The following is a 19,583-nucleotide window of genomic DNA, read 5'->3' on the forward strand; positions in this document are numbered from 1 at the left end:
ACCCGCTCTGCGTCTCGCGACGCAGAGCGACCTCCCCCCTCCAGGGGGAGGTGAAGAAGCGCCGCGCCTACCCCGCCATGAACTCGGCGAGGGCGGCGACGACGAGGCGGTTGGCCTCCTCGGTGCCGATGCTCATGCGCAGGGCCCCGGGCAGGCCGTAGCTCGCCACCGAGCGCAGCACCAGGCCGCGGCTGGTGAGGAACGCGTCCGCCGCCTGCGCCGTCTTGCCGTTCTGGCCGGGGAAGTGGATCAGCAGGAAGTTGGCGACGCTCGGCGTGACGGTGAGGCCGAGCTTGGCGATCTCCTCGGTGAGCCAGGGCATCCAGCGGTCGTTGTGGGCGCGCGAGCGCTCGACGTGCCCGGCATCCTGCACGGCGGCGATGCCGGCCTCGATCGCCGGCGCGCCGACATTGAACGGCCCGCGCACGCGGTTGACGGCGTCGACGACGTGGGCCGGCCCGACCATCCAGCCGAGACGCAGCGCCGCGAGCGCGTGGATCTTCGAGAAGGTCCGGCACATCACGACGTTCTCGCTCTCGGCGACGAGCTCGAGGCCGGTCGAGTAGTCGTTGCGGCTCACATATTCCGCATAGGCCGCGTCGAGCACCAGCAGGATGTCGGGGCGCAGGCCGGCATGCAGCCGCTTCACCTCGTCGTAGGGGATGTAGGTGCCGGTCGGGTTGTTGGGGTTGGCGAGGAAGATCACCTTGGTGCGCGGCGTCACGGCCGCCAGGATGGCATCGACGTCGGTGGTGAGGTCCTTTTCCGGCGCGACGACCGGCTTGGCGCCCGTGCCCATGGTCACGATCGGATAGACCAGGAAGCCGTATTGCGAGTGGATCGCCTCGTCGCCGTCGGAGAGATACGCCCGCCCGATCAGGTTGAGCAGATCGTCGGAGCCGGCGCCGCAGATGATGCGGGCGGGATCGAGCCCGTAGACGCCGGCGATCGCCTCGCGCAGCCGGGTCGAGGCGCCGTCCGGATAATCCTCGAGATGCTCGGCCACGCTCCGGTACGCCTCGACGGCGCGCGGGCTCGGGCCCAGCGGCGACTCGTTGGAGGACAGCTTGAACACCTTGGCGGCGCCGGGGGCGCCGCTCTTGCCGGGCACATAGGCGGAAATCGAGAGCACGCCGGGACGCGGCTGCGGACGAACGTTGGACATCACAAGACCTTCGACAGAATGGACTGCTCTTTCTTCCGTCATGGCCGGCTCGTCCCGGCCATCCACGTCTTCGGTCCTGCGAGGGCGGAACGCGCGTGGACGCCCGCACGGGCGGGCACGGCGACACGGAGTGCGGCGGACGTCAGTGGCCGGTCGGGACCAGGGCGCCGTTCGCCGAGACGGTATAGCGGGTCGCGTGGCCGCCGACCATGGCCTGGGCGCGGACCGAGGCCCCCGCCCCGATCAGGGCTCCGACCACCTCCTCGATGGTGCGGCCGGCCGGCACCGAGACCAGCAGGGCCGCCCCGTCGAAGGCGCCGTCCGGCACCGCGACAACCTCGGCGAGCATCTGCACGGCCTGGGCGGCCTTCAGGCTCCAGCCCGAGACCCGGATGCTGTGCAGCCGGACCTCGGTGACCAGCGCGTCCGGGTGGGGGCGCGCGATGGCGAACACCGGCAGCCCGGCCGGATGGTCGGCGCGCTCGACGAAGGGCAGCCGGGCGATGATCTTCGGCGCGTCGGGGCGTTCGAGGCCCGTCCACCAGGCGCCGCCCGCCGTGCTGGCGGCCGGTACCAGGCCGAGATCGCCATGCGCCCCGTCGAGCGCCGCGATCACCCCGGCGACGCCGAGATGGCCCAGGAACGGCACCGTGAAGCCGAAATGGAAGCGGGCGCTGTCGCGCATCGCCGCCTCGCCGGTCGACAGGTCGGCATGCACCCGGTACGGCGCCTGGACATAGGTGAACGTCGCGATGATCACCCGAAGAATGCTCTCGGCCGTGTCGAGCGGCAGGATGCCGCGATGGCGCTCGACCATCCGGCGCATCATGTCCGCCTCGCGGGCCGGGCGGAACGCCGAGCCGGTCTCGGCGGTGCGTTTCACCTCGATCAGGCGGGCGATGATCTCGCCGCGCTCCATCAGCAGGCGATGCATCGCCTCGTCGATGCGGTCGATCTCGGCCCGCAGGACGGCGAGCGAGGGCACGGGGGCGTCTGTCGACATGGCGGCTCTCCGGGGCGCGGGCGTCCCGCCCATCTCACGGATGTGGTTGATAATTTGCTGCCCGTGCGAACGCAAAGAAAACATTGACAGGGCGCCGCTCCGCCCTATGTAAGCCCAGCCCGTGTCACCGGGCCGGCGCATCCGGGGCGGCGATCACGGGTTGCCCGGCCGGCGGTTTCGACCGACGATGGGCGATCAGGCGACCACCGACACGACCCGCGACGCCTTTGGGAGGCCCGGCCCAGCCACGATGAGCACGACCCCCGCCACGGCCGAGACGAAGCTGCCCGTCCTGGTGCGCGAGGCCGACCGGCCGCGCTCGAGGCTCGCCGAGTTCGGCCCGGACACGCCGCTGCAGCTCGATTGCGGCGTCGCCTTCTCGCCCTTCCAGGTGGCCTACCAGACCTACGGCACGCTGAACGAGACCAAGAGCAACGCCGTGCTGATCTGCCACGCGCTCACCGGCGACCAGCATGTCGGCAACGTCCATCCGGTGACTGGCAAGGGCGGCTGGTGGGACATCATGATCGGTCCCGGCCGGCCGATCGACACCGACCGCTATTTCGTCGTCTGCTCCAACGTGGTCGGCGGCTGCATGGGCACGTCGGGCCCCTCCTCCACCAATCCGCTGACGGGCGATCCCTACGGTCTCGACTTTCCGGTCATCACCATCAAGGACATGGTGCGGGCCCAGACCATGCTGCTCGACCATCTCGGCATCGACACGCTGTTCGCGGTCGCCGGCGGCTCGATGGGCGGCATGCAGGTCCTGGAATGGTGCGCCAGCTATCCGCAGCGGGTGTTCTCGGCCCTGCCGATCGCCACTGCGACGCGCCATTCGGCCCAGAACATCGCCTTCCACGAGGTCGGCCGCCAGGCCGTGATGGCCGATCCGGAGTGGCGCAACGGGCGCTACTTCGTCGAGGGCACGATGCCGCGGCGGGGCCTGTCGGTCGCCCGCATGGGCGCCCACATCACCTATCTGTCCGACACGGCGCTGCACCGGAAGTTCGGGCGGCGGTTCCAGGATCGCGACAACCCGACCTTCTCGTTCGACGCCGATTTCGAGGTGGAGAGCTATCTGCGCCACCAGGGCTCGACCTTCGTCGAGCGCTTCGACGCCAACAGCTATCTGTATCTGACGCGGGCGATGGATTACTTCGATCTCGCCGCCGACCACGGCGGGGTGCTCGCCAACGCCTTCAAGGGGACGCGCACGCGCTTCTGCGTGATCTCCTTCACCAGCGACTGGCTGTTCCCGACGCCGGAGTCCCGCGCCGTCGTGCACGCGCTCAACGCCGGCGGGGCGCGCGTCTCCTTCGCCGAGATCGAGACCGACAAGGGCCACGACGCCTTCCTGCTCGACGAGCCGGAGCTGCTCGGCATCGTGCGCGGCTTCCTCGACTCCGCCGGCCGCGCCAGAGGGCTCGTGTCATGATGCTGTCCCGTGCGCCGCGCGATCTCACCATGGCCGAGACGGTGCGCGGCCCGGGCGGCGCCCGCGTCGACCTGCTGCTGGTCTCCGAGATGATCGAGCCGGGCTCGCGCGTGCTCGACGTCGGCTGCGGCGACGGCGAGCTGCTGCGCCTGCTGGAGGCGCGCGGCGTCGACGGCCGCGGCATCGAGCTGTCGCGCGAGGGCGTCAACGAATGCGTCGCCAAGGGCCTCGCCGTGATCCAGGGCGACGCCGACACCGACCTCGCCAACTATCCGGACGACGCCTTCGACTACGTGATCCTGTCGCAGACCCTGCAGGCGACGCGGCGGCCGCGCGACGTGATCGAGCACATGCTGCGGATCGGCCGGCGCGCCGTGGTGTCGTTCCCGAATTTCGGCCACTGGCGCATCCGTCTCCAGCTCCTGTTCGACGGCCGCATGCCGCGCACCGCCAACCTGCCCGAGACCTGGTACGACACCCCCAACATCCATTTCTGCACGATCAAGGACTTCAACGACATGTGCGCGCTGGTCGGCGCCCACATGGAGAAGGCCGTGGCGCTCGACCCGTGGGGCACGGCGCTGAAGATCAACGCCCCCTGGTGGTTCTGGAACCTGTTCGGGGAGCAGGCCGTGTTCGTGCTCACCCGCAAGCCGGGGTGAGGCAGGCGCTGCGCTTTCGCACCAGGCTGCGGACGCGTGCCCCGGACGAGGCGCGGCAGGCCGCAGGCCTGATGCGCCGCGGATCCGGGGTCCATCTTCGCGGCCGGACGAGCTGACCGGCGCTCCCCGTGTCCCGGACGTGGCGAGAGCACGGACAGGCTGGTTCCTCCGGCGCGTCGATGAACTGCGCACATTGATTTTGCCTATACAAATGCCTACATATTGCGGGATGCGAGGCCATGGAGTTTTCCGGCTTCGATTGGGATCCGGGTAACCGGACGAAATGCCAGAAGCACGGCGTGTCGCTCGCCGAGATCGAAAGCCTGTTCCGCGGTCGCATGAGGGTGGCGCCGGATCCGGCGCACTCGGTTGCGGAAGAGCGATTCAAGGCGATCGGACGCACCCGCGAAGGTCGTCACGTCTTCGTCGTCTTCACCCTGCGAGAGCGCGACGGCGACGTCCTGATACGGCCCGTGAGTGCCCGATACATGCACCGCCAGGAGGTGTGGCACTATGAAGAAGAAACTTCCGGCTCTGACGACTGACGACGAAGCGGAGACGTTCGTCGCGGAGGCAGACCTGACGGAGTACGACCTGTCGGGCTTGGTGCCGCTTCGCTTCGAGATGAAGCCCAAGGACAAGTCGGTGAACCTCCGTTTGCCGGAGGATCTGCTGAACGCGGTGCGCGAGCACGCCAAGCGCGCCGGCATTCCGTATCAGCGCTTCATCCGGCTGGCACTCGAGCGGGCCGTGCAGCAGCGTCCGCGATGATCGCGTGAGCCGGTCGCCCCCGCAGGTCAGCGCGACGGCGGGGCGGGCGGGGCGGCGCCGGGTGCGGGCGCGGTGCCGGGCGGCGGGGCGCCGGCTTCCACCGAGCCGCAGTTCTTGTCGACGGCGGTCTGGCGGACCATCTTCTGCTCGGCCCGCGCCTGCGCGAGGTCGGCCGAATAGGCGGCGGTGCTGACCGCCACGCCGGACGGCTCCTGGTTGGCGCGGGCGATGAGGTCGTTGAGCTGCTTCTCGCGGGCGACCGCCAGCGCGAGGCGGCCCGGCAGGTCCTGGCAGCGCAGGTAATCGTACTTGCCCGGCGCCGCGTAGAGGATGCCGAGATCGAGGTTCTGGGCGCAACCGCCGAGGATCGGTCCGGCCCCGGCCAGGAGCCCGGCCGTCAGCAGCCGCACCGCCCAATGGCGGCCCCCAGGCCGGGCTGTTCTCGCAAGCCTCACGTCCGTTTCGCCGCTCCGGTTCGACGGGTCTCGTCTAGCACAAGTTTCGGGCCGGAAAAATTTTTCCCGAGATTGCGGTTACCTCGGGGCGGACCGGCGCGCGGTCGCACGCGGGCCCCGTGCAACCCCGAAAAAGGACGCAAGCCCGGCACGTTGCTCTTTCGTGCCGGGTGTGTAAGGTCGCCGCGCGTTTGCCCACCGGGACGTTCCATGGCTCGTGACGTGATCGATATGACGCCGCTCCAGTCGCGCGACGACCTCGTCGCCTGGTTCGCAGAGGGCGAGAAGCCGAAGGACCGGTTCCGCATCGGGACCGAGCACGAGAAGTTCCCGTTCACGATCGCCCGGCACGAGCCCCTGCCCTATGACGGCCCGCGCGGCATCCGCGCGCTGCTCGAGGGCATGCAGATGATCCTCGGCTGGGAGCCGATCATGGAGGCGGGCCACATCATCGGCCTGGTCGACGTGACCAAGGGCGGCGCCATCTCGCTGGAGCCGGGCGGGCAGTTCGAGCTCTCCGGCGCGCCGGAGGAGACGATCCACCAGACCTGCTCCGAGCTGCAGGCGCATCTGGCGCAGCTGCGCGAGGTCGCCGCGCCGCTCGGCATCGGCTTCCTCGGCCTCGGCATGGCGCCGACCTGGACCCGCACCGAGATCGCGGTGATGCCCAAGGGGCGCTACCGCATCATGACCAACTACATGCCGAAGGTCGGCACCCTCGGCCTCGACATGATGTACCGGACCTGCACGGTGCAGACCAATCTCGACTTCTCGTCGGAAGCCGACATGGTCAAGAAGCTGCGCGTCTCGGTGGCGCTGCAGCCGATCGCCACCGCGCTGTTCGCCAACTCGCCGTTCACGGAAGGCAAGCCGAACGGCTTCCTGTCGTTCCGCTCGGAGATCTGGCGCGACACCGACGCCGACCGCTCCGGCATGATCCCGTGGGCGTTCGAGCCCGGCATGGGATACGAACGCTGGGTCGACTACGCGCTCGACGTGCCGATGTATTTCGTCAAGCGCGGCGACCGGTACATCGACGTCGCCGGGCGGTCGTTCCGCGATCTGATGAACGGCACCCTGGCGGAGCTGCCGGGCGAGCGCGCCACCCTGTCGGACTGGGCGAACCACATCTCCACCATCTTCCCCGAGGTACGGCTCAAGCGCTACCTCGAGATGCGCGGATCGGACGCGGTGCCGTGGCGCAGCCTACCGTCGCTGCCGGCCTTCTGGGTCGGCCTCCTCTACGACGACGCCTGCCTGGACGCCGCCTGGGACATCGCCAAGCACTGGACCGCCGAGGAGCGCCAGGCGCTGCGCGACCAGGTGCCGCGGCTCGGCTTCAAGGCGACCATCGCGGGCCGCACGATTCTGGACATCGCGCGCGAATGCCTGGCGCTCGCCCGCGCCGGCCTGACGCGGCGCAACCGCCAGGACTGGATGGGCCGCGACGAGACCCGCTATCTGGCGCCGCTCGAGGACATCGCCGAGCGTGGCGAGACCCCGGCCGAGACGCTGCTCGCCAAGTATCACGGCGCCTGGGCCGGCTCGGTCGACCCGGTGTTCAACGAATACGCCTACTGAGACGCATCAGCCGTCGGGGACCCGCATGGCGAAGGGAACGCCGGCCACCCAGGCGCTGCAGAAGGCCGGCGTCGCCTTCACGCTGCACGAGTACGACTACGACCCGAACGCCGCCCGCATCGGCCTGCAGGCCGCCGAGGCGCTCGGCCTCGATCCCTCCCGCGTGCTGAAGACGCTGATGGCGCGCGCCGACCGCGAGCCGGTCTGCGTCGTCGTGCCGTCCGACCGCGAGGTGAGCCTGAAGCGCCTCGCCGCGGCAGCGGGCGCCAAGCACGCCGAGATGCTGCCGCCCGCCGAGGCGGAGCGGATCACCGGCTATCACGTCGGCGGAATCTCGCCGTTCGGGCAGAGGAAACGGGTGCGGGTGTTCGTAGAGCAGGAGGCGACGGCGCACGCGACCGTGGTCCTCAACGGCGGCCGCCGCGGCCTGCAGGTCGAAATCAGTGCCGCCGACCTGGTCGCCCTGCTCGGCGCCGCTGTGGTCTCGCTCGCCTGAACGGGCGGGGCCGGGCCGGCGGGGCGTCGGCTGTTCGGCCGACCGCTTTTACGTTACACCTCGGCGACGGAGTGCGATCGGCGAGGCGACCCCACGACGAGGCGAGGCGCACGATGACGCGAGGCCAACGATGACGCGACGCCCAGTGTCGTTCGGCCGATGCCTCTCCGTTCCGGTCCTCCTCTGCCTCCTCGTCGTGTCGCTCGGCCTCCTTCTCGGCGCGGTGCGGGTCGCGTCCGCGCAGGTCGGCTACGACCGGCCGGGCAGCGACTATTCCAGCTTCGCCGTGCGCAGCGCCGACCCGGCGGTCTGCGCCGCCCGCTGCGAGCGCGACACGCGCTGCCGCGCCTGGAGCTTCGCCTATCCGACCGCCGAGCGCGGCGCCGTGTGCCGGCTGAAGGCGCAGGTCCAGGCCCGCAGCCCGGACGGCTGCTGCGTCTCGGGCGTGAAGGGGGCCGGCGTCATCGAGCCGACCGACGGCGGCGGCGAAGTCGGCATCGATCGGGCCGGCGGCGACTTCCAGAGCCTCGACCTCGCCGCGGACGCCTCGTGGCAGACCTGCAAGGCCGCCTGCGAGGGCGAAGGCCGCTGCCGCGCCTGGACCTTCATCCGGGCCGGCTATATCGGCCCGGCGCCGCGCTGCTACCTCAAGAACCGCATTCCACCGCCGCGCAAACGCCCGTGCTGCGTCTCGGGCGTGGTGAAATAGCGGACCAGGCATGCGCTCTTCGCGCGCCTGGTGACGGTTCGTTAACGGGCCGGCGCCTACGCTCCGGGCAAGGAGCGGACCGATGGGAATCGTCTCGTCGAACTTCAATTGGGTATCGACCCCGACCGCCTACTCGCAGGTGACCAACTGGAGCGCCAAGCAGAAGGCGTTCAACAGCGGCGTCGCGGCGAATCTGGCGTCGATGAGCGACACCCTGTCGGGCGCGTCCGCGGACTTCGCCTACGGAATGTCGCAGATCGCAGCGAGGCGCGCGGCGGTCCGGGTCACGGAAGCAGCGCAAGCGAAGATCACCAAGAATCAACTCGACATGTCGGCCTGATCGCCGCGTGCCGCACTCCTCCGGTCCGGCCTCGACGCCGGCGCCGGTCGAAACAACCAACAGGCAGGCGCCGAACGGCGAAGACACCGATGGACACCACAGCACTCGCCAGCGCGGCAGCCGGGGCGAACACCAGCCAGCTCCAGCTCGCCGTCGCCGCCAAGATGATGAAGACGAACGCCGACCAGGAAAAGAACATCGCCGAGCTGGTGCAGGCTGCCGCCGACAACGGCCAGCGCCTCGCCAATGTCGCCGCCGGCATCGGCCGCGCCCTCGATATATCCGTCTGATAGCACCGGACGACGAGCCTCCGACCGTTCGAGTCGCCGCGTTCCGAGGGCTGTTGAAACTCTGATTTCAGTCGCTCCAGGGCCGGCCGAAGGTCGGAGCCGGAATCCATACTCTCGGCTCTTCCGAAACAAATCAGATCGGGGTCATGAAAATCCGGACAGCCGCTTCGCGGCTTCCGGAATGGCCAGCGTGGGTTTTCGACAACCTGCTAGCTCTCGGGCGTCTCTCCGGTGCCGAGAAGGTGCACGGCCTCCCCGACCCGTTTCGCCACCTGGGCCGTGGAGTCCCTCAGCGAACCGACCTGCTCCGCCAGACCCGCGGTCGCCTCCGGCGCAGCGAGGTCCTCGATGTTCGCGAAGATCACGTCGAGGCTCTCCTCCAGCGTCCCCAGCAGGAACGCGAGATACTCGAGCTGACCGCGCAAGGCCGCGGCTTCGAACGAGATCACCCCGTCCTCGGACGGGGTCTCTGCCTCGCCCCGGTTCTCCCGATGTCGCTTCACGAACGGAACGACGTTGGTCACATCCGCCCCCGGATCGTCCGCGATCTCACCGGACGGACGCTGACGGGACGAGGGTCGACCGCGAGGCGGAGCCTGCCGCTCTCCCGGGACGGCGACTGTCCCGCCGAGACCGGGCTGAACGGCGCTGCGACGGGTGTCGGCACGAGCGATTCTCCATGAAGCCCCTGAAGCCGTGCCGGTGAACGCCTGTCGAAGACTAACCCCAAAGGCTAATCCACTCCGCGGCACCCACCACCGATGAATACACGACCTTCGTAGTTTGTAGACGCGACTCTACAACAACAGTATTAATAGTGTAAGTTAATTCGAGTATTATCCTTCCACCGCCAAGACCGCGTTCCGATCGTCCCGCCACGGACATCTTCACTGCCGGCCCCGACACCATGGGACACGCCAGGGTTTAGATGATCAGAGACTCAGGAGATTTGGTTGCTTCTCGACAGGTTCACGCTGTTCGAATCGAACGACCTCGAGCAGGTGACGGAATTCTTCGAAGCGATCGCCTCGGGCCGCCTTCAGAGCGCGAGCGTGATCGAGGGGCCCGGCCATGCCTTCAGGTGCAACGGTCTCCCGTGGACCGAGCTGCCGATGTTCTATCTGGCCAGCCGACTGTCGACCTCGGTGGATTACGCTCCCGTGGACTACATCCGGCTGGTCTTTCAGACCCTCAAGGCCAGCACGCTCGTCCTCGACGGACAGGCTGTGGAAAGCACGCCGCAGTCCGCCGGCTACATCATGCCGGAGGGCAGCTCGGCCACCGAGATTCACCCGGACGGTCACCGGAGCCTCGCGGTCCGGATCGACGTCCCGTTCCTGAAACGGCAACTGCAGGCCTTGTGCGGAAACGAGATCACCGGGCCGGTGCGGTTCGAGCAGCCCAGCAACTCGGATCGCCAGTTCCTGCAGTTCCTCCGCTCTTCCGTGTTCCAGGCCGCTCTGGAGCTGGATTCGCTCGACGCCGCCTTCCAGGCGGTTCTCCTGGGCGACCTGAAATCGACTCTCGTGACACGGCTCCTTCTGTACGGGCGCCACAGCCACAGCCATCTGCTGGACCGGACGTCGAAGGCACCCAATCGCGCCGAGATGGACCGGGTGGAGGAGTATCTGTCGGCGAACTGGAACAAGCCGCTCGACCTCGAGGCTCTCGCCGCCGTGTCGGGGGTGAGCGCCCGCACGATCCTGCGCCGCTTCCACGAGGTGCACGGCGTCACGCCGCGCGCCTATCTGCGGCGGATCCGGCTGGAACGGGCGCGCGACATGCTGCTCGACCGCTATTCCGAGGAGACGGTGGTCTCCATCGCCTTCGCGTGCGGCTTCAGCAGCCTCGGACATTTCGCCGAGCAGTACCTGCGGAAGTTCGGCGAGCTTCCGTCGGCGACGCTGAAACGGCGCCCGATGTCGCCGCGCTGAGCGCCGGGGCCCCTCACCGCGCCAGCGCGGCCTTCACGAGCGCGAGCGCGTCGGGGCTCGCCCATTCGGCCGGGCCGGCCAGGGTCGCGACCGTGCAGCCCGAGGGGTCGACCAGCACGGTGGTCGGCAGCCCGAAGGCACCCAGCTCGCGCAGCACCTTGCCGCAGCGGCACTGGAATCCCCGACAAGACCACCGTTGATTACTCTGCTCAGTCGAGTTAAAAGAAGTCAAATACATTTGGCGCTCAAATTGACGAATCATAAGACCTTTGTGGGGAGGCGTATTTTGACTTACCGCATTGATTTCTCCAACTCAGCGCGCCGCCACCTTAACGCAGCAAAGACTCTTTTTGAAACCACATTGGCAGCAAATCAAGTCGGCAACAAAGCGGTTGCAGGATACTTATACGGAATATCCGGCGAACTCGCGGTCAAGGAAATGATGCGCCGGATCGGCATAAAACCGCTCACGAAAGATGAGCGGCGTGATGACCCTTTCTTTGCTCATTTCCCACAATTGAAGACGCTCATCCGAGACGGCGCGGCCGGACGTCGCTCCGGGCGACTAAGGACGGTTGCAGTGGACGCCAGGCTCTTTCGAGACTGGAACACGGATATGCGATACGCTTCTACATCTGACATCGACAGCAACTTGGTGGCATCTTGGAAACAACACGCTGAGTCGCTCGTAGCCGAAATGGACCTCCCATGAGTGATATGCATTCGGTTCTGTTCGATGACTCTCTTCCTCGTCTAGCCGAAACTATTCTTCGCACGCTAGGTGAAGAAGCCCTGCAACGAGGCGTCGCGTTACGTGACGCGACAGGGCAACTGAGCTTCATTGTTCACGAAGAGTGCAAATCCGACGTGATGCGCTCCGAATTAGCACAGGCACTGAGCGTGGCTCTCGGGCCCTATGCACGCCCAGATCGCGTGCTGGCGTTTCTCAATGATGCGGGCGCAAAACAAATCCTTGAAGATCCTTCTCGTCTGCCGATCAAAGTGAATGGTGTTTTTTGTCAGTTGGTGGATCGCCGGATCGTCGGAACCGGCTGGCTCGACATCCCAAAAAGCGAGATCGCAATTCCGCCTCGGATCGTGTTTTCGAGCCTGAAGGGAGGCGTTGGAAGGTCTACCGCTCTGGTTGTGGCAGCGGCAGATTTGGCGAGGCGCAATCGCAATGTTCTGGTTGTCGACCTTGATCTGGAGGCGCCTGGTCTTCGTGACTTGCTGCTGGACGACGAGCGCATGCCTCAGCTCGGGTCGGTCGACTACCTTGTAGAAGCCGCGATTTCCGGCAGCTCGGACGATCTCTTGAGGGATATGGTTGGAGTAAGCTCGTTGACCAAAGGCGGCGGCGGACGGGTCGACGTCGTGCCGGCGCTGGGTCGAAAGTCAACGCTCTATCCTGAGAACGTCTTGCCAAAATTGGCACGCGCCATGATCGAAACGATCACGGAGGAGTCGACGATATCGGTCGGCTCTCAAATTTCTTCTATGATCGCGCGGTTGTCTGCGCGTGAGGCCTACGACGTCATCTTGATCGATAGCCGGGCGGGCCTCGCAGAGCTGGCGGCGCCAGCAATGCTTCGGCTTGGCGCCACTGTACTGCTGTTTGGAACAGCACAAAAGCAGACCATCGAAGGCTATAGGTCCTTACTCACCGCATTGAAGCTGCTCGCCCAGCGCGATCGTATGGAGGGGCGCAACGCCGATTGGCGTCTTATGTTCAAGGCAGTCTACGCCAAGGCCAGCTTTAACGAAGATGCTGCCGCCGCGTTCAGAGACGACTTGTACGAGCTGTTTGCTGACGGCCTTTATGACGAGGAACAGGACGGTGGGAACGGAGATGACGACGTCACCTTCCCGATCGACGATCAAAGCGCCCCACACTGGCCGTTGGTGATTCCATTCAATCAAAGCTTCATCGACTTCGATCCGAGCCGAGCGCCGAGCCACCTCACACAAGCGTTCTACGAGCAAACATTCCGACCGTTCTTGGACGGGCTGGATGGAATTATTGCTTCCGTTCACCCCGAACAACCCTAAGGCGTAGATGATGAAAACTTCGAAGCCTGTCGATTTCGCGGCTATTCGTCGCGGGATGGCCAGTTTCGATCCATCCTCGAGGGTGGAGCCGAATGAGAGGATCGATGCAGATCGCGCTTTCTTTCCTGACGGCCACCGCGGCGTTCTCGATTTCAAACGGCAGCTAGTCATTGGCAATCGCGGAATGGGTAAGAGCTTTTGGACCCACGCTCTTCTAAATCCCGCATTGAGAAAACGTGTCGCGAAAGCTTATGGGCATCCCGCCCTTGCGACAACTGAAGTTGTGGTTGGGTTCAACGGTTCTGAAAAACTTGATGCTGTCGTTCCAACAACAGACGAAATATCTCGTCTCTTCACCGACGGATGTGAACCTGACACGATTTGGCGCGCGGTTTTGTTGAGAGCAATCAACCCCGAGCAGAATCCCGGGACGTTTTTGAATCTTCAAGAAGCAGTTCAGAAGATAACAACGAGACCCGAAGTTTATGCGGAAACGCTTACGTCGCTTGACAATCAATTAGCCGCGCAAGGTAAGGCGATTCTCATCGTATTCGACGCACTCGACCGACTTGCGCCGGACTGGGACGGCATTCGCGCGTTGACGAAAGCTCTGCTCATTCGCGCGATAGGACTTCAGTCGTTTCGGGCAATACGCGCAAAGATTTTCATGCGGGTCGACCAACTCGCAGATACCGAACTGTTCAGATTTCCGGACAGCTCAAAACTTAAAAACGATCTAGTTTATTTGATTTGGCAACCGCCTGAGCTATATGGACTCCTGCTTTTTGAGTTACTTCGGCGCATGGAAAGTGCGGATGCACTGAAAACACTGGCATCCAGGCACGCGGTCCAGGCAGCCCTTCCGAATGACGGGCGGCTGAACGCAGCAGCGATCGAGGAGCAGACATCTCTCATAACCGCTATCGCCGGCGAGTTCATGGGAAGCCACAAAAAGCGCGGGCGGGTCTACAGTTGGGTTCCTCTCCACCTCAGCGATGCAGCTAACACATGTTCTCCGCGGACATTTCTCACTGCCTGGAAAACCGCAGCAGAGCACGTTCCGGCTCCTACCAGCCTCGTGGTCGACCACCTCGGGCTGATCGAAGGCGTTCGAAAGGCATCACAGCACCGTCTTGGTGAGCTTCTAGAAGATTATCCCTGGATCGATCCCGCCCTAAAAGCTCTGCATCGAGAATTTGTACCGATGTCTCGAGACCACCTATTTAAATTATGGCAAGTAAAAATGGTTCCGGAGGCCATACTAGATAACGCCAATAAGGAGGAAAGGGAGGCGCCAGTAGGGTTCACGAAAACTGGTGACTTACCTACATTGCTCAATGTCATGGAAAGCGTTGCCGTTATGGAAGAGCGAGCCAACGGCAAAATCAACGTGCCGGACATTTTCCGAGTGGAAGCGGAGATTCTCCGCAAAGGCGGCGTCGCGGTGCCACGCCGCCGATAGCCACTACCGCGCCAGCGCGGCCTTCACGAGCGCGAGCGCGTCGGGGCTCGCCCATTCGGCCGGGCCCGCCAGTGTCGCGACCGTGCAGCCGGAGGGGTCGACCAGCACGGTGGTTGGCAGCCCGAAGGCACCGAGCTCGCGCAAGACCTTGCCGCTCGGGTCGGCGTAGTAGGCGAGCCCGTCGATCCCGACCTCCTTCAGCCAGGCGCGCGGCTTGTCGGGATTGCGGGTGTCGACATTGACGGCGACCACCTCGAAGCGGTCGCTGCCGAGCTCCCGCTGGAGTGCGTCGAGGGCCGGCATCTCCTTGCGGCAGGGCACGCACCAGGTCGCCCACAGGTTGAGCAGCACGGTCCGTCCCGTCCAGTCGGCCAGCGTCTTTGGCGCACCGCTGCCGTCCGCGAAGGCGAGGTGGCGGAGCCCGCGGGGCGCGTCGGTCGCCGCCACGGCGGCCACCTCGCCACGCGCCAGCGGCGCGATCTTTCGCGCGAGGTCGAGCGCGGGGCCGCAGGCGGCGGCCTGCGGATTGCGCCCGAAAGCCGTCAGGCCGTATACCGCCCCGGCGCCGACCGCCACGGCGACGCCGAGCGCCAAGCCGACCAGCAGCGCCCGGCGCGGGCGACGCGGGGCGGACGGCACCGGATCAACGGTCTCGGGCGGGGTCGTCTCGGGATCATCGGCCATGGGCGGACACTGCAGGAACTCGCGATGAGCAACAAGATGTGGGGCGGACGGTTCGAAAGCGAGCCCGCCGCGATCATGGCCGAGATCAACGCCTCGATCGATTTCGACCAGAAGCTGTACCGGCAGGACATCGCGGCCAGCAAGGCACACGCCGGCATGCTCGCCGATCAGGGCATCATTTCGGCGGCCGACGCGGCCGCGATCGCCAAGGGCCTGGACGCCGTGCTGGCCGAGATCGAAGGCGGCACCTTCGCGTTCAGCCGCGCCCTCGAGGACATCCACATGAACGTGGAGTCGCGCCTCAAGACGCTGGTCGGCGAGGCGGCCGGACGGCTGCACACGGCGCGCTCGCGAAACGACCAGGTGGCGACCGACTTCAAGCTGTTCGTCCGCGACACCATCGACGGAATCGACGCGCTCCTGGCCGACTACCAGCAGGCGCTCGTCGAGAAGGCGCTGGCGCATGCCGACACCGTGATGCCGGGCTTCACCCATCTGCAGACCGCGCAGCCCGTCACCTTCGGCCATCACCTGCTCGCCTATGTCGAGATGGCGGGCCGGGACCGCGGCCGCTTCGCCGACGCGCGGGCCCGGCTGAACGAATGCCCGCTCGGCTCGGCCGCGCTGGCCGGCACCTCGTTCCCGCTCGACCGCCACAAGACGGCGGCGGCACTGGGCTTCTCACGACCGACCGCCAACTCGCTCGATGCCGTCTCCGACCGCGATTTTGTCCTCGAGACACTGTCGGCGGCAGCCATTGCCTCCGTGCATCTGTCGCGCTTTGCGGAGGAAATCGTGATCTGGACGTCGCCGCTGGTCGGCTTCCTGAAGCTCACCGACGCGTTCACGACCGGCTCGTCGATCATGCCGCAGAAGCGCAATCCGGACGCGGCCGAGCTGGTGCGGGCCAAGACCGGGCGCGTCTGCGGCGCGCTGACCGCGCTGCTGATGGTGATGAAGGGGCTGCCGCTCGCCTACCAGAAGGACATGCAGGAGGACAAGGAAGGCGCCATGGACGCGCTGGCGGCGCTCGAGCTGTCGCTGGTCGCCATGGCCGGCATGGTGCGCGACATGACGCCCGACACCGTGCGCATGCGGGCGGCGGCCGGCTCCGGCTATGCCACCGCGACGGACCTGGCCGACTGGCTGGTGCGGGTGCTCGGCATGCCGTTCCGCGACGCCCATCACGTGACGGGGCGGATCGTCCAGGCCGCCGAGAAGGCGGGGGTCGACCTCTCGGACCTGCCCCTCGCGGCCATGCAGGCGGTGGAGCCGCGCATCACGGCGGCCGTGTTCGACGTACTGACCGTCGACAGCGCGGTGAAGAGCCGCTCGAGCTACGGGGGCACGGCGCCGGACAATGTCCGGGCCCAGGCGCAAGGCTGGCTGAAGCGCCTCGCAGGGGATTGAGGACGGCCGAAAACGACAAAGCCGACGCCCGGGTGCCCCGGGGCCGGCTCTGTCACCCGACACTCGCTCACGGACGCGGCGACGTCGCTCGGTTCTCGGATCAGTTCCCGCCGATATTGCCCTTCGGACCCGGCCGCGGAACCTCGCTCGGCGCATCGGCGCCGACCGGACCCGAATCGCGCGCGGCGGGACCGCCCGGACGGGCCTGACCGCCGGCGCCAGTGGTGCCCGGCGTCATCATGGTGCCGGACGTGCTCCCGCCCCGCCCGCTGGTGTCGCCGCTGGTGCCGATATTGCCCTTCGGCGGTATGTTGTTCGGAACCTCGCTGCCCTGCGGATTGTTCGGATTGCCGGTCTGGGCCATCGCCGGGACGCTCAGCGCGGTCACGCCCAAGGCCAGAATTCCGGCACGTAACATCTTGGAACTCGTCAGCATTCGGTGCCTCCTACCTGCGGATCATGCGGTTGCGCTGGGACAACCGTCCGTTCGCTGAGCGGTTCCGGGGCCAGATGCGTCGGGCGGGCTGATGCAAGGATCACACGGTGGCGGCGAAAAACGCCGGGGCGCCGGAAATCGCCCGATTTTCGCCCGCCGATGCTGTAGGGTCGGCTTCGGTGACCGGCAGCCGCCGGCCGCGGGCGTCGTTTCGCCTGGGGTCGCCTTCCGGTTTGCCGCACGGAGTGGAGTGATGGGGGGCGAAAGCCGCGTGAGCCGGACGCAGGTGATCAGGGTGCTGACGATCGTGGCCTTGGCCGGGGCGCTCGGCCTCGCCGGCTGCGGCCGCAAGAGCGCGCTCGAGCCGCCGCCCTCCGCCCAGGCGGCCCCGCCGCCGCCGGCCCAGCAGCAGTCCGGTTGGAGGTCGCCGTCCGGGCTGGTGCCGGATCTGACGCCGACCGAGCAGCCGCAGACGCTGCCGCCGGCGAAGAACCGCAGCTTCCCGCTCGACCCGCTTCTCAACTGAGCCGCTTTGCACTAAACGCTGGCCCGCGCCTGCACGTCGCGACATCCGCTTCGGCTTCTGCCGGAGCGCGCCCGACCCCCTGCTGCGCCGACGTCACGCTCCGCCCGAGGCGCCCATGCACCATTTCCAGTACCGTGACGGCGTGCTGCACGCCGAGGCGGTCGATCTCGCCCGCATCGCAGAGCGCGTCGGAACGCCCTTCTACTGCTACTCGACCGCGACGTTGACGCGCCATTACCGGGTGTTCGCCGACGCCTTCGCGGACGTGCCGGCGACGATCTGCTACGCCATGAAGGCGAACTCCAACCAGGCCGTGATCCGCACCCTGGCGACGCTCGGCGCCGGCGCCGACGTGGTCTCGGGCGGCGAGCTGAAGCGGGCACTGGCGGCCGGCATCCCGCCCGAGCGGATCATGTTCTCGGGCGTCGGCAAGACCGCCGCGGAGCTGGCCTTCGCGGTCGACACCGGCATCCTGTGCGTCAACGTCGAGTCGGAGCCGGAGCTCGAGCTCCTCTCGGCGATCGCCGCCGCCAAGGGCCGCCGCGCCGCGATCTCGCTGCGCGTCAATCCCGACGTCGATGCCGGCACCCACGAGAAGATCTCGACCGGCAAGGCCGAGAACAAGTTCGGCATCCCGATTTCTCGCGCCCGCGACGTCTATGCGCGCGCCGCCCTTCTGCCCGGAGTGCGGGTCGAGGGCGTCGACATGCATATCGGCAGCCAGATCACGGCGCTGGGCCCGTTCCGCGACGCCTTCGCGCTGCTGGCCGACTTCGTCCGCACGCTGCGCAACGACGGCCACACGATCTCGCATATCGACTTCGGCGGCGGGCTGGGGATCCCCTACGACGAGAGCGACGAGGAGCCGCCGCATCCCGAGGCCTATGCGGCCGTGGTGAAGGAGGCGACGCGCGATCTCGGCTGCCGGCTGCTGTTCGAGCCCGGGCGGCTGCTGGTCGGCAATGCCGGCATCCTGGTGACCCGGGTGATCTACGTGAAGCGCGGCGAGGCCAAGACCTTCGTGATCGTCGACGCGGCCATGAACGACTTGGTGCGGCCGACCCTCTACGACGCGTTCCACGCGCTGCGCCCCGTGGTGGAGCCCCCTCCGGACGCGCCGCGGATCGTCGCCGACGTGGTCGGCCCGGTGTGCGAGTCCGGCGACTTCCTGGCGCTCGACCGCGACATGCCGGAGCCGAAGGCCGGCGACCTGGTCGCCGTGATGACGGCCGGCGCCTACGGCGCCGTGCAGGCCGGCACCTACAACACCCGCGCGCTGGTCCCCGAGGTCCTGGTGAACGGCGACCAATGGGCCGTGGTCCGCCCGCGGCTCGACGCCGAGGAGATCATCGCCCAGGACCGGATGCCGGGCTGGCTGTGACGAGCCAGCGCCGTGCGGCATCGGCGGAAATGAGCTAGGCTCCGGTCTCCCGGCCCGTCCGAGGAGACCACGATGGATCAGCTCACTCGCATCACCCGCGACCCTGCCGTCATGGGCGGGAAGCCCTGCATCCGCGGCCTCAGGGTGACGGTCGGTATGATCGTCGGGCAGATCGCGGCCGGCCGGTCCATCGATCAGATTCTCACGGACTATCCCTATCTGCAGCGCGAGGACGTGCTCGAAGCCCTCCACTATGCCGCATGGCGGTCCGAGGAACGCGAGGTCGACCTGACGGCCGGGCGATGAGGTTCGTGATCGACATGAACCTGTCCCCAGCTTGGGTCGACTTCCTGCGCGAAGCCGGCCACCAGGCGCAGCATTGGTCGGAGATCGGTCCGGGCGATGCGCCGGACGAGACAGTCCTTCAATGGGCTTCTGAGAACGATCATGTGCTGGTGACCAGCGATCTCGATTTCGGGGCCATGCTGGCCGGTTCCGGGCGGCGGCGTCCAAGCGTCGTCCAGATCCGCAGCGACCTGCTCACGCCCGTGGCCATCGGCACCATGGTTCTCGCCGCGCTCCAGAAGGCCGAGCCGGACCTCGACCGGGGTGCGCTGCTCTCGATCGATCCGGGTCGAGCACGGATGCGGCTCCTGCCCCTCCCCGGCCCGGAACTTGCCTGATCGGATCGGGACGGGCCTGACAATGGCGTGATCCGACGCATTTCGGCCGCGCCTGCGTGCCAGCCTGAACCGTCGCATGTTATAGCCGAGAGGCAACACCCCCGGAGA

The 19,583-nt window shown here is 66.9% G+C and carries 24 protein-coding genes and 1 pseudogene; 18 read left to right on the forward strand and 7 right to left on the reverse strand.

The window, feature by feature from the left end; genetic code table 11:
• Positions 1–67 precede the first annotated feature (67 nt).
• On the reverse strand, positions 68–1,165 hold the full coding sequence (gene hisC / locus CH341_RS03145) for a histidinol-phosphate transaminase (RefSeq protein WP_111417576.1): 1,098 nt from the start codon (positions 1,163–1,165) through the stop codon (positions 68–70).
• A gap of 142 nt (positions 1,166–1,307) precedes the next feature.
• A complete protein-coding gene (locus CH341_RS03150; protein ID WP_111417577.1) occupies positions 1,308–2,168 on the reverse strand; it encodes a chorismate mutase in 861 nt (286 codons plus the stop codon).
• 250 nt (positions 2,169–2,418) lie between these two features.
• Between CH341_RS03150 and metX the strand changes: the two genes are divergently transcribed.
• The 4 genes from metX to CH341_RS03170 all read left to right on the forward strand — a co-directional run bounded on the left by metX (position 2,419) and on the right by CH341_RS03170 (position 5,039).
• Entirely contained in the window at positions 2,419–3,606 is a 1,188-nt protein-coding gene (gene metX / locus CH341_RS03155) for a homoserine O-acetyltransferase MetX (RefSeq protein WP_111417578.1), read from the forward strand.
• Between the two features lie 29 nt (positions 3,607–3,635).
• Entirely contained in the window at positions 3,636–4,268 is a 633-nt protein-coding gene (metW, locus tag CH341_RS03160) for a methionine biosynthesis protein MetW (protein ID WP_170149450.1), read from the forward strand.
• Between the two features lie 239 nt (positions 4,269–4,507).
• The gene (locus CH341_RS03165; RefSeq protein WP_111417579.1) at positions 4,508–4,813 is read left to right on the forward strand and encodes a BrnT family toxin; all 306 of its coding nucleotides are present in this window, start codon (positions 4,508–4,510) and stop codon (positions 4,811–4,813) included.
• Positions 4,782–5,039 (forward strand): CopG family antitoxin, encoded by a 258-nt coding sequence (locus tag CH341_RS03170; protein WP_111417580.1) that lies wholly within the window; start codon positions 4,782–4,784, stop codon positions 5,037–5,039. The genes CH341_RS03165 and CH341_RS03170 overlap by 32 nt, the downstream gene beginning before the upstream one ends.
• Positions 5,040–5,065: 26 nt before the next feature.
• Here the strand turns inward: CH341_RS03170 and CH341_RS03175 are convergent, their stop codons facing one another.
• Positions 5,066–5,449 (reverse strand): hypothetical protein, encoded by a 384-nt coding sequence (locus tag CH341_RS03175; RefSeq protein ID WP_111417581.1) that lies wholly within the window; start codon positions 5,447–5,449, stop codon positions 5,066–5,068.
• Positions 5,450–5,704: 255 nt separating this feature from the next.
• Between CH341_RS03175 and CH341_RS03180 the strand changes: the two genes are divergently transcribed.
• The 5 genes from CH341_RS03180 to CH341_RS03200 all read left to right on the forward strand — a co-directional run bounded on the left by CH341_RS03180 (position 5,705) and on the right by CH341_RS03200 (position 8,910).
• Complete coding sequence (locus tag CH341_RS03180) at positions 5,705–7,075, forward strand: glutamate--cysteine ligase (RefSeq protein WP_111417582.1); 1,371 nt, start codon at positions 5,705–5,707, stop codon at positions 7,073–7,075.
• 25 nt (positions 7,076–7,100) lie between these two features.
• Positions 7,101–7,571, forward strand: coding sequence for a Cys-tRNA(Pro) deacylase (gene ybaK / locus CH341_RS03185; protein WP_111417583.1), 471 nt, complete (start codon positions 7,101–7,103; stop codon positions 7,569–7,571).
• A gap of 130 nt (positions 7,572–7,701) precedes the next feature.
• Entirely contained in the window at positions 7,702–8,280 is a 579-nt protein-coding gene (locus tag CH341_RS03190; protein WP_111417584.1) for a PAN domain-containing protein, read from the forward strand.
• Between the two features lie 82 nt (positions 8,281–8,362).
• Positions 8,363–8,620 (forward strand): hypothetical protein, encoded by a 258-nt coding sequence (locus tag CH341_RS03195; RefSeq protein WP_111417585.1) that lies wholly within the window; start codon positions 8,363–8,365, stop codon positions 8,618–8,620.
• 89 nt (positions 8,621–8,709) lie between these two features.
• A complete protein-coding gene (locus tag CH341_RS03200) occupies positions 8,710–8,910 on the forward strand; it encodes a hypothetical protein (RefSeq protein ID WP_111417586.1) in 201 nt (66 codons plus the stop codon).
• A gap of 209 nt (positions 8,911–9,119) precedes the next feature.
• Here the strand turns inward: CH341_RS03200 and CH341_RS03205 are convergent, their stop codons facing one another.
• A complete protein-coding gene (locus CH341_RS03205; RefSeq protein ID WP_111417587.1) occupies positions 9,120–9,434 on the reverse strand; it encodes a hypothetical protein in 315 nt (104 codons plus the stop codon).
• Positions 9,435–9,863: 429 nt separating this feature from the next.
• Here CH341_RS03205 and CH341_RS03210 point away from each other — a divergent pair, with 429 nt between their 5' ends.
• On the forward strand, positions 9,864–10,844 hold the full coding sequence (locus CH341_RS03210; RefSeq protein WP_111417588.1) for an AraC family transcriptional regulator: 981 nt from the start codon (positions 9,864–9,866) through the stop codon (positions 10,842–10,844).
• Between the two features lie 13 nt (positions 10,845–10,857).
• Here the strand turns inward: CH341_RS03210 and CH341_RS34030 are convergent.
• Positions 10,858–10,998 (reverse strand): annotated as a pseudogene (locus CH341_RS34030) (thiol:disulfide interchange protein TlpA); the annotation flags it as partial.
• A gap of 42 nt (positions 10,999–11,040) precedes the next feature.
• On the opposite strand from CH341_RS34030, the gene CH341_RS33575 reads away from it, so the two are divergent.
• The 3 genes from CH341_RS33575 to CH341_RS33580 are packed head-to-tail and all read left to right on the forward strand — an operon-like array spanning position 11,041 to position 14,355.
• Positions 11,041–11,556 (forward strand): hypothetical protein, encoded by a 516-nt coding sequence (locus tag CH341_RS33575; protein ID WP_146604357.1) that lies wholly within the window; start codon positions 11,041–11,043, stop codon positions 11,554–11,556.
• Positions 11,553–12,893, forward strand: coding sequence for a KGGVGR-motif variant AAA ATPase (locus CH341_RS03215; protein WP_111417589.1), 1,341 nt, complete (start codon positions 11,553–11,555; stop codon positions 12,891–12,893). Before CH341_RS33575 ends, CH341_RS03215 begins: the two co-directional genes overlap by 4 nt.
• Before the next feature lie 7 nt (positions 12,894–12,900).
• A complete protein-coding gene (locus CH341_RS33580; protein ID WP_146604358.1) occupies positions 12,901–14,355 on the forward strand; it encodes a hypothetical protein in 1,455 nt (484 codons plus the stop codon).
• 3 nt (positions 14,356–14,358) lie between these two features.
• On the opposite strand, the gene tlpA is transcribed toward CH341_RS33580, so the two are convergent.
• Positions 14,359–15,039, reverse strand: coding sequence for a thiol:disulfide interchange protein TlpA (gene tlpA / locus CH341_RS03220; protein WP_111417590.1), 681 nt, complete (start codon positions 15,037–15,039; stop codon positions 14,359–14,361).
• Positions 15,040–15,063: 24 nt separating this feature from the next.
• On the opposite strand from tlpA, the gene argH reads away from it, so the two are divergent.
• Positions 15,064–16,449 (forward strand): argininosuccinate lyase, encoded by a 1,386-nt coding sequence (gene argH, locus CH341_RS03225; RefSeq protein ID WP_111417591.1) that lies wholly within the window; start codon positions 15,064–15,066, stop codon positions 16,447–16,449.
• A gap of 100 nt (positions 16,450–16,549) precedes the next feature.
• On the opposite strand, the gene CH341_RS03230 is transcribed toward argH, so the two are convergent.
• Positions 16,550–16,885 carry a hypothetical protein gene (locus tag CH341_RS03230; RefSeq protein WP_111417592.1) on the reverse strand — a complete coding sequence of 112 codons (336 nt, stop codon included), beginning with the start codon at positions 16,883–16,885 and terminating at the stop codon, positions 16,550–16,552.
• A gap of 271 nt (positions 16,886–17,156) precedes the next feature.
• Between CH341_RS03230 and lptM the strand changes: the two genes are divergently transcribed.
• The 4 genes from lptM to CH341_RS03250 all read left to right on the forward strand — a co-directional run bounded on the left by lptM (position 17,157) and on the right by CH341_RS03250 (position 19,475).
• Complete coding sequence (gene lptM / locus CH341_RS03235; RefSeq protein WP_146604359.1) at positions 17,157–17,411, forward strand: LPS translocon maturation chaperone LptM; 255 nt, start codon at positions 17,157–17,159, stop codon at positions 17,409–17,411.
• 115 nt (positions 17,412–17,526) lie between these two features.
• On the forward strand, positions 17,527–18,792 hold the full coding sequence (lysA, locus tag CH341_RS03240; RefSeq protein ID WP_111417594.1) for a diaminopimelate decarboxylase: 1,266 nt from the start codon (positions 17,527–17,529) through the stop codon (positions 18,790–18,792).
• A 72-nt stretch (positions 18,793–18,864) separates the two neighbouring features.
• Positions 18,865–19,098 (forward strand): DUF433 domain-containing protein, encoded by a 234-nt coding sequence (locus CH341_RS03245; RefSeq protein WP_111417595.1) that lies wholly within the window; start codon positions 18,865–18,867, stop codon positions 19,096–19,098.
• 14 nt (positions 19,099–19,112) lie between these two features.
• Positions 19,113–19,475 (forward strand): DUF5615 family PIN-like protein, encoded by a 363-nt coding sequence (locus tag CH341_RS03250; protein ID WP_245430849.1) that lies wholly within the window; start codon positions 19,113–19,115, stop codon positions 19,473–19,475.
• The last annotated feature ends 108 nt before the right edge of the window (positions 19,476–19,583 follow it).

The sequence above is a fragment of the Rhodoplanes roseus genome (assembly GCF_003258865.1).
GTDB classification, from domain to species: Bacteria; Pseudomonadota; Alphaproteobacteria; order Rhizobiales; family Xanthobacteraceae; genus Rhodoplanes; species Rhodoplanes roseus.

What these genes read in the sequence shown, in the direction of transcription:
- hisC (WP_111417576.1), bottom strand. Translation starts at nt 1,165, where the DNA reads ATGTCCAACGTTCGTCCGCAGCCGCGTCCCGGCGTGCTCTCGATTTCC.
- CH341_RS03150 (WP_111417577.1), bottom strand. Translation starts at nt 2,168, where the DNA reads ATGTCGACAGACGCCCCCGTGCCCTCGCTCGCCGTCCTGCGGGCCGAG.
- metX (WP_111417578.1), top strand. Translation starts at nt 2,419, where the DNA reads ATGAGCACGACCCCCGCCACGGCCGAGACGAAGCTGCCCGTCCTGGTG.
- metW (WP_170149450.1), top strand. Translation starts at nt 3,636, where the DNA reads ATGGCCGAGACGGTGCGCGGCCCGGGCGGCGCCCGCGTCGACCTGCTG.
- CH341_RS03165 (WP_111417579.1), top strand. Translation starts at nt 4,508, where the DNA reads ATGGAGTTTTCCGGCTTCGATTGGGATCCGGGTAACCGGACGAAATGC.
- CH341_RS03170 (WP_111417580.1), top strand. Translation starts at nt 4,782, where the DNA reads ATGAAGAAGAAACTTCCGGCTCTGACGACTGACGACGAAGCGGAGACG.
- CH341_RS03180 (WP_111417582.1), top strand. Translation starts at nt 5,705, where the DNA reads ATGGCTCGTGACGTGATCGATATGACGCCGCTCCAGTCGCGCGACGAC.
- ybaK (WP_111417583.1), top strand. Translation starts at nt 7,101, where the DNA reads ATGGCGAAGGGAACGCCGGCCACCCAGGCGCTGCAGAAGGCCGGCGTC.
- CH341_RS03190 (WP_111417584.1), top strand. Translation starts at nt 7,702, where the DNA reads ATGACGCGACGCCCAGTGTCGTTCGGCCGATGCCTCTCCGTTCCGGTC.
- CH341_RS03195 (WP_111417585.1), top strand. Translation starts at nt 8,363, where the DNA reads ATGGGAATCGTCTCGTCGAACTTCAATTGGGTATCGACCCCGACCGCC.
- CH341_RS03200 (WP_111417586.1), top strand. Translation starts at nt 8,710, where the DNA reads ATGGACACCACAGCACTCGCCAGCGCGGCAGCCGGGGCGAACACCAGC.
- CH341_RS03215 (WP_111417589.1), top strand. Translation starts at nt 11,553, where the DNA reads ATGAGTGATATGCATTCGGTTCTGTTCGATGACTCTCTTCCTCGTCTA.
- CH341_RS33580 (WP_146604358.1), top strand. Translation starts at nt 12,901, where the DNA reads ATGATGAAAACTTCGAAGCCTGTCGATTTCGCGGCTATTCGTCGCGGG.
- tlpA (WP_111417590.1), bottom strand. Translation starts at nt 15,039, where the DNA reads ATGGCCGATGATCCCGAGACGACCCCGCCCGAGACCGTTGATCCGGTG.
- argH (WP_111417591.1), top strand. Translation starts at nt 15,064, where the DNA reads ATGAGCAACAAGATGTGGGGCGGACGGTTCGAAAGCGAGCCCGCCGCG.
- CH341_RS03230 (WP_111417592.1), bottom strand. Translation starts at nt 16,885, where the DNA reads ATGCTGACGAGTTCCAAGATGTTACGTGCCGGAATTCTGGCCTTGGGC.
- lysA (WP_111417594.1), top strand. Translation starts at nt 17,527, where the DNA reads ATGCACCATTTCCAGTACCGTGACGGCGTGCTGCACGCCGAGGCGGTC.
- CH341_RS03245 (WP_111417595.1), top strand. Translation starts at nt 18,865, where the DNA reads ATGGATCAGCTCACTCGCATCACCCGCGACCCTGCCGTCATGGGCGGG.
- CH341_RS03250 (WP_245430849.1), top strand. Translation starts at nt 19,113, where the DNA reads ATGAACCTGTCCCCAGCTTGGGTCGACTTCCTGCGCGAAGCCGGCCAC.